General features: G+C 43.7%; 15 protein-coding genes and 3 pseudogenes. 2 read left to right on the top strand and 16 right to left on the bottom strand.

Annotation, left to right across the window (positions count from 1 at the left end; translation table 11 throughout):
- Nucleotides 1–2: 2 nt before the first annotated feature.
- The 4 genes from L1028_RS22700 to L1028_RS22685 all read right to left on the bottom strand — a co-directional run bounded on the left by L1028_RS22700 (nt 3) and on the right by L1028_RS22685 (nt 4,682).
- Nucleotides 3–908, bottom strand: a complete 906-nt coding sequence (locus L1028_RS22700; protein WP_042191391.1) for an ABC transporter permease — start codon at nt 906–908, stop codon at nt 3–5.
- A gap of 89 nt (nt 909–997) precedes the next feature.
- Nucleotides 998–2,662 (bottom strand): extracellular solute-binding protein, encoded by a 1,665-nt coding sequence (locus tag L1028_RS22695; RefSeq protein ID WP_234539974.1) that lies wholly within the window; start codon nt 2,660–2,662, stop codon nt 998–1,000.
- A 297-nt stretch (nt 2,663–2,959) separates the two neighbouring features.
- A complete protein-coding gene (locus tag L1028_RS22690; RefSeq protein ID WP_234539996.1) occupies nt 2,960–3,889 on the bottom strand; it encodes a phosphotransferase in 930 nt (309 codons plus the stop codon).
- A 244-nt stretch (nt 3,890–4,133) separates the two neighbouring features.
- The gene (locus L1028_RS22685) at nt 4,134–4,682 is read right to left on the bottom strand and encodes a pyridoxamine 5'-phosphate oxidase family protein (protein ID WP_234539971.1); all 549 of its coding nucleotides are present in this window, start codon (nt 4,680–4,682) and stop codon (nt 4,134–4,136) included.
- A gap of 171 nt (nt 4,683–4,853) precedes the next feature.
- On the opposite strand from L1028_RS22685, the gene pdxR reads away from it, so the two are divergent.
- Nucleotides 4,854–6,284: a MocR-like pyridoxine biosynthesis transcription factor PdxR gene (gene pdxR, locus L1028_RS22680; protein ID WP_234539969.1), complete on the top strand. Its 1,431-nt coding sequence runs from the start codon at nt 4,854–4,856 to the stop codon at nt 6,282–6,284.
- A 188-nt stretch (nt 6,285–6,472) separates the two neighbouring features.
- Here the strand turns inward: pdxR and L1028_RS22675 are convergent, their stop codons facing one another.
- From L1028_RS22675 to L1028_RS22630, 11 genes and pseudogenes are all read right to left on the bottom strand, one after another.
- Complete coding sequence (locus L1028_RS22675; protein ID WP_234539967.1) at nt 6,473–6,937, bottom strand: phage tail protein; 465 nt, start codon at nt 6,935–6,937, stop codon at nt 6,473–6,475.
- Between the two features lie 133 nt (nt 6,938–7,070).
- Complete coding sequence (locus tag L1028_RS22670; protein ID WP_234539966.1) at nt 7,071–7,310, bottom strand: hypothetical protein; 240 nt, start codon at nt 7,308–7,310, stop codon at nt 7,071–7,073.
- A gap of 156 nt (nt 7,311–7,466) precedes the next feature.
- Nucleotides 7,467–7,775: an immunity 51 family protein gene (locus L1028_RS31765; RefSeq protein ID WP_423803078.1), complete on the bottom strand. Its 309-nt coding sequence runs from the start codon at nt 7,773–7,775 to the stop codon at nt 7,467–7,469.
- A gap of 33 nt (nt 7,776–7,808) precedes the next feature.
- Nucleotides 7,809–9,179, bottom strand: a pseudogene (locus L1028_RS22665) (SMI1/KNR4 family protein); the annotation flags it as partial.
- 465 nt (nt 9,180–9,644) lie between these two features.
- Nucleotides 9,645–11,036: a hypothetical protein gene (locus tag L1028_RS22660; protein ID WP_234539962.1), complete on the bottom strand. Its 1,392-nt coding sequence runs from the start codon at nt 11,034–11,036 to the stop codon at nt 9,645–9,647.
- A 153-nt stretch (nt 11,037–11,189) separates the two neighbouring features.
- Nucleotides 11,190–11,904: pseudogene (locus L1028_RS22655) on the bottom strand (GyrI-like domain-containing protein); the annotation flags it as partial.
- A gap of 216 nt (nt 11,905–12,120) precedes the next feature.
- Nucleotides 12,121–13,023 (bottom strand): helix-turn-helix transcriptional regulator, encoded by a 903-nt coding sequence (locus tag L1028_RS22650; RefSeq protein WP_234539960.1) that lies wholly within the window; start codon nt 13,021–13,023, stop codon nt 12,121–12,123.
- 173 nt (nt 13,024–13,196) lie between these two features.
- Nucleotides 13,197–13,577, bottom strand: coding sequence for a FlxA-like family protein (locus tag L1028_RS22645; RefSeq protein ID WP_234539958.1), 381 nt, complete (start codon nt 13,575–13,577; stop codon nt 13,197–13,199).
- Nucleotides 13,578–13,781: 204 nt separating this feature from the next.
- Nucleotides 13,782–14,492 carry an ABC transporter permease gene (locus tag L1028_RS22640; RefSeq protein WP_234539955.1) on the bottom strand — a complete coding sequence of 237 codons (711 nt, stop codon included), beginning with the start codon at nt 14,490–14,492 and terminating at the stop codon, nt 13,782–13,784.
- Entirely contained in the window at nt 14,489–15,334 is an 846-nt protein-coding gene (locus L1028_RS22635) for an ABC transporter ATP-binding protein (RefSeq protein WP_234539953.1), read from the bottom strand. Before L1028_RS22635 ends, L1028_RS22640 begins: the two co-directional genes overlap by 4 nt.
- A gap of 138 nt (nt 15,335–15,472) precedes the next feature.
- Nucleotides 15,473–16,408, bottom strand: a complete 936-nt coding sequence (locus tag L1028_RS22630) for a LytTR family transcriptional regulator DNA-binding domain-containing protein (protein ID WP_234539951.1) — start codon at nt 16,406–16,408, stop codon at nt 15,473–15,475.
- Nucleotides 16,409–16,622: 214 nt separating this feature from the next.
- On the opposite strand from L1028_RS22630, the gene L1028_RS22625 reads away from it, so the two are divergent.
- On the top strand, nt 16,623–17,315 hold the full coding sequence (locus L1028_RS22625; RefSeq protein WP_234539948.1) for a YetF domain-containing protein: 693 nt from the start codon (nt 16,623–16,625) through the stop codon (nt 17,313–17,315).
- 51 nt (nt 17,316–17,366) lie between these two features.
- Here the strand turns inward: L1028_RS22625 and L1028_RS31760 are convergent.
- Nucleotides 17,367–17,758: pseudogene (locus L1028_RS31760) on the bottom strand (collagen-like protein).
- Nucleotides 17,759–17,813 lie beyond the last annotated feature (55 nt).

Raw genomic sequence — 17,813 nt, 5'->3', positions numbered from 1 at the left:
CATTAGAAAATGCGGTAATTCGCTACACGATAGGCTAAGATATAGGACATAGATACGAATATGAAAGAGATGACGGATTTCAGCAGTCCTACGGCCGTAGCGAAACCGAACTGTGCTTGCTCAATCCCCATACGATATACGAAGGTATCGATAATATCCGCGCTTTCATAGACCGGAGGACTATATAGGTTGAAGATTTGATCAAATCCGGCATTCAGTACATTCCCGATACTAAGCGTAAACATGAGAACGATAATAGGAAGCATCCCCGGCAGCGTCACATGTAACGTCTGCTTAAAGCGTCCTGCGCCGTCGATCTCCGCTGCCTCGTACAGTGACGGATTAATACTGGTAAGCGCAGCCAGATAGACAATCGTACCAAATCCGAACTCTTTCCATACATCCGATATGACCATGACATAAGGGAACCATTTGTTGTCTCCCAGGAAAAAAACAGGGTCTATACCAAACAAGCCAAGCACTTGATTGAGAATACCGGAAGATGGAGACAATACATCGATTAGAATACCGCTTAACAAGACCCATGATAGAAAATGCGGCAAGTACACGAGCGTCTGGAAGGTCCGTTTGACCCATTCTTTCCGCAGCTCATTCAGAAGTATCGCTATGGTGACCGGAACGATCATACCTGCTACAATTTTCATCACCGCAATGTATACTGTATTGAAGAATATCCGGCCGATATCGGGGTAATCCATCAGTAACTGAAGGTTTTTAAGACCAATAAATGGTGAGCCGAACAACCCTTTATTCGGTACGTATTTCTGAAAGGCCATCATAATGCCGGCCATCGGGATATAACTGAAGATGAGGACCAATACGATCCCAGGAACCAACATCAAGTGAAGCGGCCACTCCCTCTTCCACATACGCGTTAGTACATTCATGCCATCCACCTCGCTATAGGACTAAAAATGAAGAACTAGGTTAAAGAAAAGAGAGGTCGTTTGTGTTCAACCCCTCGATTCTCCTGCTATCATTGTTTGTGAGTCGCATACCATTCATTGACTTCTTTGGTCATTTCGTCGCCGCCAAGCTTTTTCCACTCTTCTACGAATTTATCGAATTCATCCACGGATACTTGATTCATCATAATCTTGAAGTATACTTCATCCCGCTTCTTCTTCAGGATTTCTTGTCGATCTGCCATGGTTGGAGTCGGTGCGCCGTAGAATTTGTTTTGTAGGTACTGTTTATTGTTCTGAATTTCAGGAACAAGTGAATATGCACCTTTTGGACCTGAGATCAGATATTCCCACCACATGTTGATATCGGTACCGTCAACATACTTCATGGCACGCTCGTAACGAGTTTTTTGATCTTTCGTCTCCAAAATGCTCTCGTCTTTGTTCTCGATCGCTTTTGGCAATATTTCACCGTTATTATCCTTTTGTTTACCAACACGAAGCGGGCTTAGAAGCCAGTAGTTGTTCCCTTTCTCCTTCAGGTCTTTACCATACTCATACACTTTCTGTTCTGGCGTCGGATGATTATCCACGACAATCCAATGGTTCAGCAATTTAATAACGCCTTCCGGATGCTTCGCTTGCTTGGAGATAACATAATATTCGTCAACACCCAAACCTATCTGCGATAGTGCAGGTTCGCTATCCACCGATGGAATCGGGAATACGCCCCACTCTTGTACGACTTTACCATCCTTTACTGCGCCTTTAGCGAGCTGAGCCGGTACCCAAGACTGGCCGTATACGATACCTGCGTTGTTGTTATAGAGGAGCTCTGCTGCTTTCTCCACATCTTTAACGACGAACTCAGGATCAATTAATCCTTTCTTGAACATTTCCTGCAGCGCCTTAAGTGCGTCTTTCACTTGAGGCTGAATGTCACTGTTGACCAAATTGCCATTTCCGTCTTCCATCCAAAGATTTTCATAAGCATGGTAACTATTCAAGAATGCTATTAGTCCTGTAACAGCTGTGGACTGGTTGTTAAATGGATCTTTGCTAATTACAATTCCATACGGTTTCCCAGTGCCGCCTGGATCTTTTGTTTTGAACGCTTCTGCGATCGTCAAGAGATCCGCCATCGTCTTCGGTTCCGGCAGGTTCAATTTCTTCAGCCAGTCCGTGCGTACATAGAGGAACTGATACTGGTAGGGATTATAAGAACTTGGAATCCCCATGAGTTTACCGTCGAAAGTGGCGGTCTTCAGTTGCATTCCGCCATCCATCGACAAGAATTTCTTCGTCTCATCCGTCGCATTCTTGTCATATACGTCCGTGATATCCATAATCATATCCGCTTCGGTCAGCTCTTTCAGCTGTGTAGCATTAACCTTCATGAAGTCCGGAAGATCATTGGAGGCGATGGACATCTTCACTTTTTCCTTGAATTGAACGTCATCGGCGGACACCCATTTATTCGTAAGCTTCACGCCGATATCTTTCTCATACGCATCATAGACCGAGTTCTTTTCAAAGCTTTCGCCCTCATCGAATTTGAGATACTGATCGCTTGCCGAAACTGTTGAAACTTCAATCACTTCATTTTTTTGTTCCACAGGTGTCTCAGGCTGCTTCTCAGGCTGCTTCTCCCCTTCATTTGTGGTTATGCCGCATGCCGTGATAGTTAAACTTAGAATCAATGCGACGATTAGAAGTATTCTACTTTTTTTCTTCATATTACCCCTCCACATTGTCTCAAATTAGGTCGTGCATCTACTTCATGCAGCTTCTCTTCCTAGTTCTAGTATAGGAAAGGGAATGCCTCCCATCTATATACTAGTCTTTACTTTCGTATACACCTCTTGACTACCGTCAGGCTTGTCCTAGAACGCACAAGAGAGAGGGAGTCTCCCTAGGTTAGGTTGACTCCCCCTTCGCTTCGTTGAAACGTTACCGTGTAATAACTCGAATATTCAGCTCCCACGATATTTGACAAGAGATGACGCGCCGCTTCTTGCTTCATTTTCATTTCTTCATTTTTCGATAAACCTAAGCGCACGTTCAGATTGATATTCAGCTAGACCTTTTGCGAATTGTTGATCGGGAAATCCTCTATGCTGTAGCTTTAAACCCGCTGAAGTTAATGATATATGGTGATGAAATTGATAAAATAACAGCCTATCCGGATCAAGCTTATCATTCTTAAGATATCGATAGAAGTCTCCAAATCGCATCTCCAAAAAACTATGCTCATGCTCGATATCAAAGAACGCTGCTCCTTCAATATCGATCAGAAAGGGCTCCAGCTTATCATTAACCAATACATGGTCAGGACCCAGTTCCCCATGAATAAATCCATACTGCTTTCTTGGCTGAATTCTTGATTCAAGCTCATACAACTTATCGAGCAGTTTACTTTGATTAGACCCGATCTTCTCCATATGTTGAGAGGCATAAGCTAGCTGTACTTTCGCATTTTTCATTTGTAATGAATGACATTGTTCTGTACTGATCTCGTTAGCATTGGCTTTCCCAAAAAACTGCCTTTCGGTGGTATGCATAGTAGTAAGCATATCCCCCAACTGCTGAAATACTTTATCTTGAACAGCTAATTCGGTATGTTGGAAAAAGGTTTCCGCCTTACGTCCCTCTATATATTCAACAAGCGCATAATCAAATGGGTAACGATCTCTTTCCTTGTTCAGATCATAAAGCGCTGGGGTTTGAATTCCATGTTGTGTTAAATACTTATTGTTTAATTCAAACAAATCACTTCCATAGGACTGTTCATTTATATCTTCATTCGCTTTTTCTTCTTCAAAATAATTCATGGAAAGATCCCACACATACAAAACGCAGGAAAATCCATTACTGCACTCAATCTTGTAGACCACCTTTTGTGCGCCACCATGCATTCGTGAAACACGAGTAACTAAATAACTGGTGCCAAAAATCCGTCCAATATAATCCTGTAAGTCGGCCTGATCGAGATGATAGGTAACGTCCATTAACAACACTCCATTGATTAAGTTTTGCCGGCTTCACAATAGTAAATAAAATCCAGCCCAAAGTATAGACTTTTTCTTTCTGATCAATTATGATGTTGAATAAGGTCTTGAAAAAAATAAGCATACAAAAAGCCTTTGGATTTTATTCCAAAAGGCTTTTTTTTGATGAAATTTCTAACGAAACCAGCATCTCTTGTGGTTAAACTTGACGTTCATTCTCCATGCTCTTTTTATACATTTTTTCTGCTTCAATAGGACTCTCTTTTGCCGTCATATGGCTCGGAATGACCCGATAAACTTGAACCGGACCGCCGAATACAGCTGACCTATACTTCTCCACATGCTGCTTGGACAAGGGCCGATTATAGTAACCCGGTACATATTTATTCATCATTTCCTGAAGTACATGAGTGGCTTCATCCAAATCTGTGATCGGTTCTGCTTGTCCGAATATCATTACGCTCATATAAGCTGTATCCGTTTTCGCAGGTACCGGATCCGTAATGGTTCCGTATTCCTCACATACCGTAAAACACACCTCTGAATTATCACTCATCACCTGATTACGCCTTCCGTCTCCAGCCCCGTGAAAATAGAGTTTCCCTTCAGTCCATACATAATTAAGTGGTACAACATAGGGGAGATTACCATCAACCAACCCCAGATAACCCAATCTCGCTTGCTTAAGGAACCTTTCAATCTTCTCTTGATCCAGGCATTCCCTGCTCTTGTAACGAACCGAATTCATATTGATATCTCTCCTTTAACTCTAGTGTGCGGCAACGACCAAATTGCGAATACCAGCGTTGTTACGGTAGTATATCAATGTATGGATTGCATTAAAATATCCAAAAATCACCGTTTAGAGCAATCCATAATTAATATTATTATGATAGGCTTCTATTTGGAGGTGTGTACGATGATGAAAGTAATTCGTAATGATAAGAGACCGATCTGGCAGCAATTGCTTGATCAAGCGATTCATAATATTACTAGCGGAGTCTGGGCGCCAGGAGAATTACTAATACCTACCCGCGAACTAGCTCACATCGTAGGTGTCTCACGCTCAACTATACAGATCGTCTATGAGGAATTGTTAAGTCGAGGTTATACAGTTACCTCTCGCCGAGGAGGAACGCGAGTTAGTAAATGGAAGCAATTCAATGTTTCAACGAAGGAAATAGAAACAGAGGGTCCCACACCTCCTTCACTCTCCTTGTTAGACTCAGCTGTTGATCATTTACATGACTGGTTCAGAGGTAAAGAACAGCTAGAAGTGGATATTGATTTCAGTCCTCATGAACCCTATTTGGATGAACAATTTCAAAAAAGCTGGCGGCAATCGCTGCTCCACGCATCCGCTGAAATGGATTTATCAAGCTGGGCTTACGGTAATTGCTACGGTTACACACCATTACGTGAGCAAATACAACGTTATTTATCCCTTGAACGGGGCATACATATCCAACCCAATCAGATTCTGTTGACCTCAGGAGCTCAACATAGTATCGACTTGATCGCACAGTCGCTTTTAGCTGATGGGGACACAGTTTCAGTAGAAGATCCAGGTTTCCCAGCTGCTTGGATGGCGATGAAATATCGACGAATGAATGTGGTACCTGTTCCCGTTGATGAGTATGGTTTAGTGGTGGAGCATATTCACCCTCAATCCAAACTGATCTTTACCACCCCTTCTCACCAGTGCGCAGTAGGGGTCGTTATGTCGGAGCCCCGTCGGCAACAATTGCTACATAAAGCGGTTCAAGAACGGTTTTGGATCATTGAAGACGATTATGATAGTGAATTCCGGTATCGTGGGGAGCCGCTGCCAACGTTGTTTAGTCAGGCATCCAATAATACTTTGTATCTCATGAGTTTCTCTAAAATGATTGCTCCTGGCATTCGTATTTCAGCTATTATAGGTTCAGTCGAGGCAATCGCTCAACTAGCGAAGGTACAGGAGCTGACTTACCGTCATCTTCCGATTATGGATCAGCTAACACTAACCCATTTCATTAAAAATGGTCATTTTATGCGGCATATGAGAAGAGTCAGAAATGTATATCGAAGAAGGCACGAAGTCATGACAAAAGCTATTATGGCTAGTGGTTTAGGGGAGCGTTTTACACTCAGTGGAGTAGAAACAGGATTGCATATGTTACTTGAGGCTGAGGAATCATACGACGAAGAAACTGTGACAAATTTAGCCCTACAACATGGAATACGTGTTTACCCTCTTGGACCCTATTGTCTGGATAGCAAAAGAAAGGGATGGGTATTAGGGTTTGCAAAAGTAGATGAAGCATCAATTGAGCAGGGGATACATCGCCTTTCGGAGATAATTCTGTAAAATCATTTCCGCAGGATTAGATAAATTAAAAGAAAGTATGGACTTTAAATTACTTGGTCCGATGGTTACAGTTACCGTGAATCCCTTGGTTACGCCCTCATTTTAAGATACTTGGCTTATGCAGATATCAAATAAATAAAGCCTCTATCCCGCCACTCGGAATAGAGGCTTGTATTATTCTTACTCCTTTAATACTCTCCTTTGATTACAAAATACGAGCCACGGATTGTACCGGCTAGTTTAGACTTCTGCCTAGCAAATTTAAACTTCTCTTCTAACTCCTTTGGTATCTCCATCCCCTCAGAAAGCTTAAAACCAACGGCTCGCTTCTTAGGATCATCAACCGTATACATGACATTAACCTCAAGTCCGTCTTCATAAAAGACATAAGTGAATTTAATATTTTCCACTTGAAAACGCGACGTTTCTAAAGGTTTTGCCGCAAACTCAATATTACGTTCTTCTTTTAAAATTCGGCTCACATAATCAAGGTTTTCCTGGCTTTCGCTAGCTGGGACAACTGTAAATTCATGCTTGTACTTGTTCATAAAGTAACGAGCTTCATTCGCACGTAAACCGGCAAGCGCCTCTGCTACAGGTGAAGACTCCACTCCGACCATCGACACATTTTTAAAATCAACGATATACGTCATTTCCATCTCTCCTTTTCTCTCATTATTCCCTATCAACAGGATACAATAACTAAAAATTTAACTATATTATATCAAAAATAATCATCTAGGGGCTTAGTCATCCCCATAGTTTCCGACGGTAGAATCATAGAGATTAAACAGGACTTCCTGTATACTTCACCAGTTTTACATAAGTCCCCTTTTTACTTGCGCGGTTAATGATTAGACAAAAAATAATACGCTGTATCCAAAGTGGAATGCCGACGATTAGTGTGTCTTGTAGTGATAACACTAAAGCGGTGTGTGCGAGCAATTTTGGATTACCCTTTGCATCTGTTAGACCATCCTTCATTAGCCCATAATGAATACGAACAGACTGCTCGAACTGGTACACGATAGATCAACAGGCTAGCATTGAGGCAGCTTTTTACCATCAACATTTTTGCCTTATTCTTTTCGTAATCGTTTCTTGCTATGAACTCCCTGCCTTTTTATACCTGACGCATTCTCTCAACCTTCTGTGTGACCGAGCCCCTGAATACTGTTGTGATCAATCGAGCTCCGCGCGGGAAAAAAGATCCCGGATCAACGTCTCATTTTCACAGGCCTGCTTCAACCGCACCGCGAACTGCTTAATAGCTTCGCTATTCTCCGAACAAGCACAGAACATATCCGCTTCCGGGTCAAAATGAATCGTATCTACCCATTCAGGCATATATTCGTTCACAAACACAGCCGCCAAAGAAGCCCAATCGTACCCGTTGCCTTCAAATCCTTCGTCTGCCCGGGCCTCGAACACTTCCGATCGGTAGCTACCCACATTTAGAATGACAGACATGCCTCCACCTTGCTGATCCACGAGTATAAAAGGGGCAACGTCCTCTTCTGCGGATTCTGCTTCCAGCCGTGCAATGACCTCAGAGCGGGCTTGATCCGTGAAGCAAAGCACCCCGTTTTTCTGAACAATCAGCCCTTCCCGTATTCGCCCATCCAGCCAGTCGCTGATCCATCTCGGAGCATACCCGCCTTGACCGAACTCGCCGCCAAAAGCGATCATTTTCTCATATACATCCAGATATTGTTGACGGTTCGTATTCGGATAAGAGCTAGTATACAGCCAGAACTGCACATCGTACATCAGAGTAGAAAGCTCATCCGCATGAAAGGAAAAGTGTCCCTTCTCTTCTACGATTCGGGTACAGACTCTACGGATCTTCTGCTCAAGCTGATCTACCTCAGGCACATGGCTGCACAGCTTGGCAAGCAAAGGCGAGAATTGGCCTACGGCTACTTTGCGCAAATCCTCCTCTTTATCTTCTTCAGAGGTGTCGTATTCCTCATCACTCAGTAGGCCGCGTATAAACGTCTCGAAGTCTTGGGCCAAGAACGTAATCTCATAATTGTCTTCCTGATCCACATGAATCACCTCGGGTTCGCCGTCCCTCCCACAGTTCCGGTAATCCAGCATCACGACATCATGGCCTGCCGAAGGGCAATCACAAATTACCACGCCAATGTCAGGGTATCCCCACTCCTCAATCATAAACGGGCTGCCGAGATCGCCGCAGAGTGAATAGCTTTTCTCACGTCCGATGCCCATAATACCCGTAATCGCAATATGATCCTCAGCCCATGAGGTCGCGTCCTCCGTCGGAAAATAAGTATTATAAGGAACTCCCCCATTGTGCTGCTTCATCAGACTGATATAAGAGGCAGGAAGCTTGTAACCGAGTTCTTCTTCTACAGAAACAATCAGTTCATCCGTAGGCGGGGCAGAAACATATTCTTTTAACGCATAATCGCTATCGTCCCAAAAGTCGGAGAGATCCATCCCCTCAAAAGGAGGTGCAGCCGTCCCCGAATCATTATGCTGGTCTCTGATTGCCTGTCTGGCTGCGGCGTGCTGTTCTTTGCGTAGCTTGCGCTGGCTGAATTTCAGAAATAGGGCCGTATTCTCATCATCCGGATCGAGGTCATGGGCAATACTCAGCACTCTCACCGCTTCCTCATATCGATTCAAATAATAGTAGGAATATCCCACACGAAAATGCCACAGATGGTCATTCTGCCCCTGTTCCGCAATCATCGCGAAGTGTCCAAGCGCTTCTTCATAACGTCCCAAATTGTTATACGCTCTTGCCAGACTGCTGACTACCTCGTAATCTCTGTCCGCTGGAGGAATCGCCATCAGGGTGTCTACAATCTTCTGGTGTTCATCATCTTCATGCCACTGTGTCAGCTGTGCGATTAGTTCTTTGTCCATGGTCTACCTCCCAAAGCTTATAATCAAATTACTAGAATATAGAGAAATATGGTTTTCCCTATTCTACCAGATGGGATGTAGGTATTAAAAATCGAAATAGAGCAGCTAAACGTAGCCATGACCCCGACAGGAAACGGTAACTATAACTACCCTGTAAATCACCTGCAACACGGGGATACCATCGTCCTTTACCTATAATCCGGGGGCTAGGGGCCGTCGATTCCCCGACCTTAACGTATATCCATGGGGTAACCAAGGAACACCGTAGTAAAATGGATAAACCCTAGGCAAAATACATGAACACAAACAGGCGAGGAGGAAGAGCTGGTGCTTCCTTCTCGCCTGTTTTGTTGTTTCAGCCAATGTTGGTCTCCTCGGTGGAAGATCGGTTGCCATGCGTGATGCGTGATAAGTGATGCGTGACCTCCTTGACGACAAAGCTCACCTCTTAGAACGTCATCAAGCCTAACTATTTACACCAAACTCTATCTTCTGATCAATAAATTGCTTGAATCTTGTAAAATACTGCTCTGATGCCTCCCAGCGCCTAAGGTCCAAAAAAGACATGTCCTGCTTGCCATATTGATTGGGCGGCTGATAATGCCGGGAAACATAAGTTCCATGATCCACTGTATAAAAATAATACGCTTCATCCGGAGTCTTGATTTCAATCCGAGCATGCAGGTAGTCTCCGTCCTCGTCCGTATGCGCTTGACGGAAGCTGTAACATTTGGAGCCGTCCCAGAACCCGTCATCCTCCTCTTCCGAATATAATTCCTGAATCACATCGTGTTGCAAAATGTCTTGCACATATTGGACCTCAATGTTTCGTAAATAAAGCTCAGCCATATTAATACAGGTCAACAACATAGTCCAGCAATCGCTAATCTCCGCTAGCTGTTCCTGAGACTCTTCTGTAATATCCTCCCACTCAGACCCTTCATCTATGGTTCTCCTCAACAAACCGATGGAATGATCTTGCTCCAGCCAAATATAATAGTGATGCCGGTTATCATTCATATAAACGCTGAGATCCCGCGCATCCCCGTCTGCATCAATATGCTCCAGTTGAACTTTGAAAAATACGCCTTGCTCCTGAAAATCAAAAGATGGTTTGTCATCCGTCATTAAAATACACTGAGTCAATTTCAATATATTTTCCTCATTGATCGTGTTATGGGTAAAATATAAATGAACAGGTTTCTTTCTCGTGAGGGGTTCATTTACTTTTTTCAATGCGGAACGCCCTTCTACAATAACATTCACCAGCGTGCAAAAGGAAAATTCCGTGTCCTCCTCATCCATATCCAGAAAAACTTCATCAATAAACACCTCATGAATGTCCACCGGAAGCTCCTGAAATACGCCGTCTCCCTCCCATACATTTACTAAGCATGCAATAGATTTCTGCCCGTCTACTTTGATGCTGTACTCGTCATCCTGAACTAAAACCGCAGCGCTAAGATCACCTATAACAATTGTTTCCCCATGATTGTAGGTGCCGCACAATATTTCCTCAACCATCAGATTGCCCGAAACATAGATTTCCTGACCGCCTACAGCTATATTTTTCGCATTCAAATTACCGGTTACCATAAGCCCTATGCCACCATCTGTTTCTTTATTATAGAGATTGTCTACAGTAAAATTCCCATCGATAAAAATGAAGATTACCTCTTTTTGTTGCGGGAAAGCCTGCTCCCAATCCAGATTAAGAGAAGGCAGCATCAAATCCCCTTCATAATAAGCGGCTAGCTGCTCTTCACTGAAATCCTGGTAAAACTTCGCCCACCAAGATCCTTCCGGAAATTTATCTGCTAATTGACTAATAGGAATGAATCGGAAAAGATTGCTCATACATTATTTTCCTTTCATTTTAAAATTTCCATTATTCTCTCATATGTAAAAATAAGGGTCAATCTGAACTTTACAAACCATCCCCCACAACAAAAAAAGGCCATCTTTCTATGGGATGGTCTGACAAATCAGAAGTGCAATAGTAATCACCGTTTATTGTTTTTCCAAAACCGGTATCCAAACCTCACTTCTGAAGGTGGGTGAAGATATATCCTTACTCTCATTCCATAAAATCTCCGGGCCTCTTGCCAACTCATAATTAGCGGTAGGGAACCATTCAGAACAGATGCGTCCCCAGACATTTTGCAATGTATCGGGAAATGGTCCAACGGCTTCGAATACAGCCCATGTTGCTGCATAACATCTAGTTTTGTTAAATTTCCGGGGCATTCTTTGGTTGTAGCAACGCCAACATAATGGTCAAGTTCCCCCTTTTCTTCCATTCTCCCCTCAGAAAAATTCACCGATGCTTGAATCAGTCCCTGAGGTTCAACATTCGAGAGCTTTTTGAGCTGGTCAATGTCATCGCAAGTTAAGCTTTTCCACATAGATGCGATTTCCGGATTTACGCCATTAAATTGGATAGGCACCCTTCTCGTAATGCCTACGATACAGAATGACTCTTCTTCAATGATACGATAGTTCACTGCACTTCGACCTTGAATGCTTAATTGAAAGGTCAAGCGGGGATAGGCTTTTAATGAGGGGCCATGCAACTTTACCGAAGAGGGCAGAATACCGTGCAAGCTTGGAAAGCTCTAGAAAATGCGTCTGCTGAGCTATATCTGTATTTCACCGCCACATCCATAACTCGTAATTCTCCAGCTTGAAGCTCAAATGCCGCAGATGTTAGGCGTCTCCGACGGATGTTCGAATGACCTCCCTTCACTAACAATATAGCAAGTGTCGTCAGCATCCATCCGACATCTCATGCACAGTTTTGCTGGGTGCCTAGGAGAAACTTGCCGCTACTTAAGATACGGTTCTCCGCGATATCTGTAACGGCAAGTTTTTAGGCCATCCTTTGGGGATGGCCCATACTTTATTAAAGGTATAGTCTGTGCTCAAATAATTCCTTAATCAGCTATATCTTTTTTACAGGTCGTAACACTGCATAACCATATCCCTCTGGGAAATGTCGTTGGTAGTCCTGTTTGATCCCTTCATCCCATTTGTATCCCATACCTTGGGGGTCGAAGTTCCATGCTACCTCTTCAGTCGTCCTCATAACAGCGCCATTATCCTTCAGGTAGTCGAAAGGCGGGTGGAAAAAGACCAAATATTCCGATTCCGGAATTTCCCTGCATTCCATACATTCCGGAATCGGTCCATCATACTCCAGTGAAACGGGGATTCCATACAAGTACCCCTTTTGACCATTCTGGTAAAACCATCCCGCCGTCTGGCCAAGTTGCCCAGGGAGGGCATGGTTGGACATACTCTCCAACGTACCGCTGATCTCATCACAAGAGTGTCCGTTTCCCCAGAAGTCCCCATAGTTTGTTACGGACATGTCCCAGATCCCGATAAATTTGTGCGCCGGAATGAACTCGACTTTGATCTCCGCCGGTTGCAAATGCACCTTACTCATCTTATCCCGCTCCTTGATCAAATAATGATAAGGTGAGAATACCTCCTGACGAATAGCTAACGGAATAGGTCGGGGAGCTTTTTGGTAGGTTGCGGGGGTGAGCTGAAATGCCTTGTTGAATGCTCGTGTAAACGCCTCTTGTGATGAGAATCCATACTTTACGGCAATATCCAGAACCCGCTGATCCGTATCGCGGAGCTCCAGGGCGGCACGGCTGATCCTTCGAGTCCAGATGTAATCTCGCAATGTCATCCCGGTTAATTGATTGAACTGCCTGGAACAATAATAGGGTGAATAGCCTAGCTGTTCCGACATCTGCAATAGGGATTTATTCTCCGTAATATTGCTCTCCACCCAGTCTACCATTAGTTGGACCATTTCATTCCATTCGTACATGAAAGTCCTCTCTCCTTTCCTTTTGATCATATCACCGGCGATTTTTACATACTTGATTCGAGTTGTACAATAGAAACTTGCCGCTACTTATGATACGGTTCACCGCCTATTCAAAAAAGAGGTGCGAAAAGCCGGTTCATCACCGGACGCTTTTCGCACCTTCGCTGGCTTGCCTAAATTAACGCGTCGAAATGGCCCTCCGAGTTCACCGTCGCCGTCCGGGGATCGGTCAGACCGATGCCCTTGAGGCCTCCCTTCCACTCAATCCGCGAGAGGGGGAGGTGATCTTGAAGCGGAGAAGCCGGTACAAAATTCACGGCGGCGCTACTCCCGCTTTTCTGTACGAGTTGGGACTCCAGCAGCCGGATTTGCCGCTGCAGCTGCTCCCGGCGATAAGGAGTCTGCTTCTCACTTCCTTGTGCCGCATTCACTTTATCCAGCTCCATCATCAGCCGGTTCCGCTGTTTCTCCAGGGAACTGACATCACTCTGTGTACCGCCGTAGGCCGCAATGGTCTGTACAGAGCTGATGCCTGATACTGTCTGTGCCGCCATGATCTTTCCCTCCGTTTCCTCGGCTCCCAATCCAAATTCAGCCAAATTTGAAAGTTCTAATCATCTTTATTACCCGGCAGGCCCCGTCATGACAACATCACAGCCTCAATTGGAGAATAATCGTCGTATAGTCTCAGTCGGCTGCTTGGTTTCACCCCTACCAAAGACCCACCGAAGGCTGGCTAAAGTCCCCTCAGAGCTCCCTTACTCATCCTTCAACCGCCGCTGATACAAAATGACAGACACTACTGTTAGCACAACTGTCCATGCTAAAGTAATGAGGAGAGGTTTTAATAATTCTCGCGTCGTAAAGCTTATATTGCTTATTTCTAAGAAATACACAAGTTGAGTGCTTGGTACGTACTCCAGCACTTTGAAGATAGGAAAATCATCCACTAGTAACGTTCCCCAGGGTGCCCCAGTGAATACGAACATCACAGGAAGTATAGCTAATGATGCTTCAAGCACCGTCTTGGAGAATAAACCACATATCGTTCCGAGTGCTGTGTATAGAATAATCGAAAGAATCAATTCTGACACAAACGCCCATATACTAGCTGGCTCATAACCAATTATGTACGTAACAATAGCCAGAACAACAGCAGACATTACAAAGACTAAAGTACTTTTACCGATTAAAACATCCATGGTCGTGGCCGGAGTCATCATTAATGATCTTAAAGTGTTACGCTCCTTTTCTTCCGCAATCAAGCATGCTTGTGCAAAGCAGGCTACTAACACAAACGAAAGATTAAGAACTATAGCGAAAACTCCAGGCACAGATGAGTCTAAACGTCGAAAAAGAAGTGCAATGATCATTGGAAAAATCAGCATAATAGAGATCGCATAATTGCGAGAAAACTCTTTGTAATCCTTCACAAATATCGCCTGGACACGTTTTAATGAGATACTCATAGTAACTCACTTCCTGTCATTTTAATAAAAATATCACCTAGACTTGGCTCTATCGTTTCTAACCGGTCAATTAACCCTCGTCTCATCCAATCCGCGATTTGATCAGCTGTTCCCTCATCGATCGGGAGCTCGTAAGCTTCCCCATTGATTAATTCAACACAAACTACATTCTTCCGGTGCTGTCGTTTAAGATCCTTCGGTGAACCGATGGTTTGGATTTGTCCTTGATACAGAATCGCTACACGGTTACATATTAATTCTGCCTCAGCCATATCATGCGTAGTTAAAAAAATCGTTGTCCCTTTGTCATTTAAGTAGCGTAAGCCTTTATAAATATGTGCTGAGTTTACCGGATCTAAAGCCGAAGTAGGTTCATCTAGAAATAATATTTCGGGCTCATGGATAATCGCGCAGGCCAACATGACACGCTGACGCATCCCTTTCGATAAGAGATTGACTTTCTTTTTGCGCTCTCCTCTTAAGTTTACAAACTGCAGCACCTTATCGACCGCAGATCTGGGAAGATCATATAACTTACGATACAGCTCCAAATTTTCCTCAATCGATAATCTTTCATATAGACCACTGTTATCCGTCAAAATGCCGAAGCGCATCTTCTGTGCAGACTGCTGCATCATCTCCGATGGCTGGTTAAATACACTTGCCTGTCCACTTGTCGGATTTAATTGCGCAGTTAAAATCTTGATTAATGTCGTTTTTCCTGAACCGCTCGGACCGAGGAAGCCAAAAATTTCCCCTTTCGGGATGGAAAAAGACACATCTGCCAACGCATCTTTATTTCCAAATCTCTTACGGACACGTTCTACTTGGATAACATCCATTAACACCACTTCCTTAGCATTGATGGCTTAAATATATAAAGATTGCATGCTTCAAGCCATCAAAACCCGCCGAAATGTAGCTGTTATCGCCTGAATAGTACCACAGCGTACTTGATTGGTTCGACATTACCCAGGAAATTAAATGTTCAGAAGTGCTTTTAATTCAGACAATTTTGAACGGGATAACGGAACCACGGCATCTTTACCTGTATTTAACCGCAAGCTGTAGCTATTCTTCGTCCATGTAATAATCTCTCTTACTTTTTGCAGATTAACAATGTAGGAACGATGACACCTAAAAAAACCGAAATTTAACAATCTTTGCTCGAGTTCGGTCAGCGTCAAAGCACAGTCATAATTTTCCCCATCCACATGAACAAGGATCGAACCCTCTACACTTTCTATAAAATCGATTTCAGGCGGATTAAATAAAATTACTTTGTCATTTCTTTTGGTTGAGATCTTCTGCAAGGTTATATTGGTCTCGTCTTGTTTCCGTAATTCCTGCTTATCCTCTTCGATGTCCCGAATATCCAATGGATGAAATCCGGACTCGTTCAACCGATAAATGGTATCACAGGAAATAAGAGCATCCTCTAAATTCGAAGTTAAAATCAATATCTGCTTTTCTTGCGAAAGATCATCCAGAATCCGTTTGAATTGACGACGATCCTGCTCTTCCAAGTAAAAATAAGGTTCCTCCAGTACAAGTGTAGGCTGATGCGCAAAAAAAACACGCAGCAAGGTCACATACATCCTTTTCGATGAGCTTAGATCCTTAATCCTCACCTTCCGTTCTTCTTTTAGAACAAAATAATCCATCAACAAAGCGGCACGCTCATTCCTCTCCGTTACTTGGATAAGAAAAGTAATTAGCTCTTGCACCGTTAAACGCATATACTCGCTTTGCCCAGCCCGAAATAAATAATATTGAGAATGGTCCACTAATTGATTCATTAAAAGCTGCTTTCGCTTCAAGTCCGTTATAATAGCAACCGATTGGTTCAATATCATATTTAATTCAATCTTCGGTAGAAATAATTCCCCGTCATAATACATTGGTTGAAATTGCATTTCGTCCTCCTGATCAGCGACACTACTTGGATATATAAAACAATTATAAGGTCAGGATACTTTTTTGTCAGTTTCTAACTAAAAATACAACGGCATGTCCTATCTAAACCTTCGTCCAGCCGTCCATGTTCATTCGATTCGTTTCACTTAACAAGTATAAGTGAGGAAAATGGGGGTCACTTTAAGACTATCTGTTATGCAAGGGGTTCAGCATATGACATATGGAGAAATTCTATTTCGTACAGCAACGTCTTTCGTTGCTCTACTCATATTGACGCGTCTACTCGGTAAAAAACAAGTCGGACATCTAACGTTCTTCAATTATGTAACAGGGATCACCTTTGGCTCCACCACTGCGGAAATTATCGTCAACAGACAAATCACGCTGCTGCAAGGAATATCTAGCTTGGTCTTATGGTCGGTCTTGGCATTCAGTGTGGCATTGATCGGATTGCGCTCTGTCAAAGCACGTGAGATTCTCGACGGCCAACCTACGATTCTCGTCAAGCAAGGTAAGATTCTGGAAAAGGCATTGGCTAAGCAGCACCTCAACATTGACGATTTAAGCATGTTGCTTCGGAGCAAGGATGTCTTCTCACCCGAAGAAGTCGAATTTGCAATTCTGGAACCTGACGGTAAACTTAGCGTGTTGAAAAAAGAAGAACTGCTGCCTGCAACAAAAAAAGATATAAAAGCAACCGTTACACCTATTCACAATATCCCTACTGAGCTTATCGTTGATGGTAAGATCGTAGAAAAAAATCTTACTAAAATAGATGTCTCTGTTGTCTGGCTCAACCAACAATTAAAGAAAGCCAACATTCATTCTTTAGATCAAGTATTTTACGCAGAGCTCCAATTGGACGGGACGCTGTACATCGACAAATACCAGGATACGAATCCATAAAGGACCCCCCAAAGAGAACAGCCCTCAGACTGTTCTCTTTCGCTGTCTGCCTTAGAAGCAGGTGAACGAGCGAATCCGATTCAAATCAATACCGAAGTACCCCCAGAAGAAACCGAACCATCTGAACCCTGCAATAGAATTACGCCCGACAAATACCGGGAAGAACCAGAATTGCTCACCGTTGTTCAACCAAATGTATGTGTTGCGGAACATACAGCGTCTGATCGCACCGGGGTCGATGGCAAATGTGGTAGCCGACATTTGCGGTACGAATTGCGGAGGAGGTGCCGTCGGCGCTTGAACGCCTCCCGGTGCACCTCCTGAGGTCCCGGAGTCCCAGGAAATCCACCTGGAAAACCTGGTCCTCCTGGTCCTCCTGGTCCTCCTGGTCCACCCGGGAACCCTGGGAATTGGCCGCTTCCCGGCGTTGGAAAAAATCCCATATGTGATCGCTCCTTTCAATGAGTAGGCACAATCATCATATGCATTCGCGGAAAG

Source organism: Paenibacillus pseudetheri, assembly GCF_924513355.1.
In the GTDB taxonomy this organism is placed as follows: Bacteria; Bacillota; Bacilli; order Paenibacillales; family Paenibacillaceae; genus Paenibacillus_AQ; species Paenibacillus_AQ pseudetheri.
Note: the sequence above shows the minus strand (reverse complement) of the source record. Positions and strands in the feature narration are given on the sequence as shown.

Bases quoted from the DNA above. Each gene is read 5' to 3' on its own strand.
- pdxR (WP_234539969.1), top strand. From the start codon at position 4,854: ATGATGAAAGTAATTCGTAATGATAAGAGACCGATCTGGCAGCAATTG.
- L1028_RS22645 (WP_234539958.1), bottom strand. From the start codon at position 13,577: ATGGCGGCACAGACAGTATCAGGCATCAGCTCTGTACAGACCATTGCG.
- L1028_RS22635 (WP_234539953.1), bottom strand. From the start codon at position 15,334: ATGGATGTTATCCAAGTAGAACGTGTCCGTAAGAGATTTGGAAATAAA.
- L1028_RS22650 (WP_234539960.1), bottom strand. From the start codon at position 13,023: ATGTACGAATGGAATGAAATGGTCCAACTAATGGTAGACTGGGTGGAG.
- L1028_RS22625 (WP_234539948.1), top strand. From the start codon at position 16,623: ATGACATATGGAGAAATTCTATTTCGTACAGCAACGTCTTTCGTTGCT.
- L1028_RS22660 (WP_234539962.1), bottom strand. From the start codon at position 11,036: ATGAGCAATCTTTTCCGATTCATTCCTATTAGTCAATTAGCAGATAAA.
- L1028_RS22700 (WP_042191391.1), bottom strand. From the start codon at position 908: ATGAATGTACTAACGCGTATGTGGAAGAGGGAGTGGCCGCTTCACTTG.
- L1028_RS22675 (WP_234539967.1), bottom strand. From the start codon at position 6,937: ATGACGTATATCGTTGATTTTAAAAATGTGTCGATGGTCGGAGTGGAG.
- L1028_RS22630 (WP_234539951.1), bottom strand. From the start codon at position 16,408: ATGCAATTTCAACCAATGTATTATGACGGGGAATTATTTCTACCGAAG.
- L1028_RS22695 (WP_234539974.1), bottom strand. From the start codon at position 2,662: ATGAAGAAAAAAAGTAGAATACTTCTAATCGTCGCATTGATTCTAAGT.
- L1028_RS22685 (WP_234539971.1), bottom strand. From the start codon at position 4,682: ATGAATTCGGTTCGTTACAAGAGCAGGGAATGCCTGGATCAAGAGAAG.
- L1028_RS22640 (WP_234539955.1), bottom strand. From the start codon at position 14,492: ATGAGTATCTCATTAAAACGTGTCCAGGCGATATTTGTGAAGGATTAC.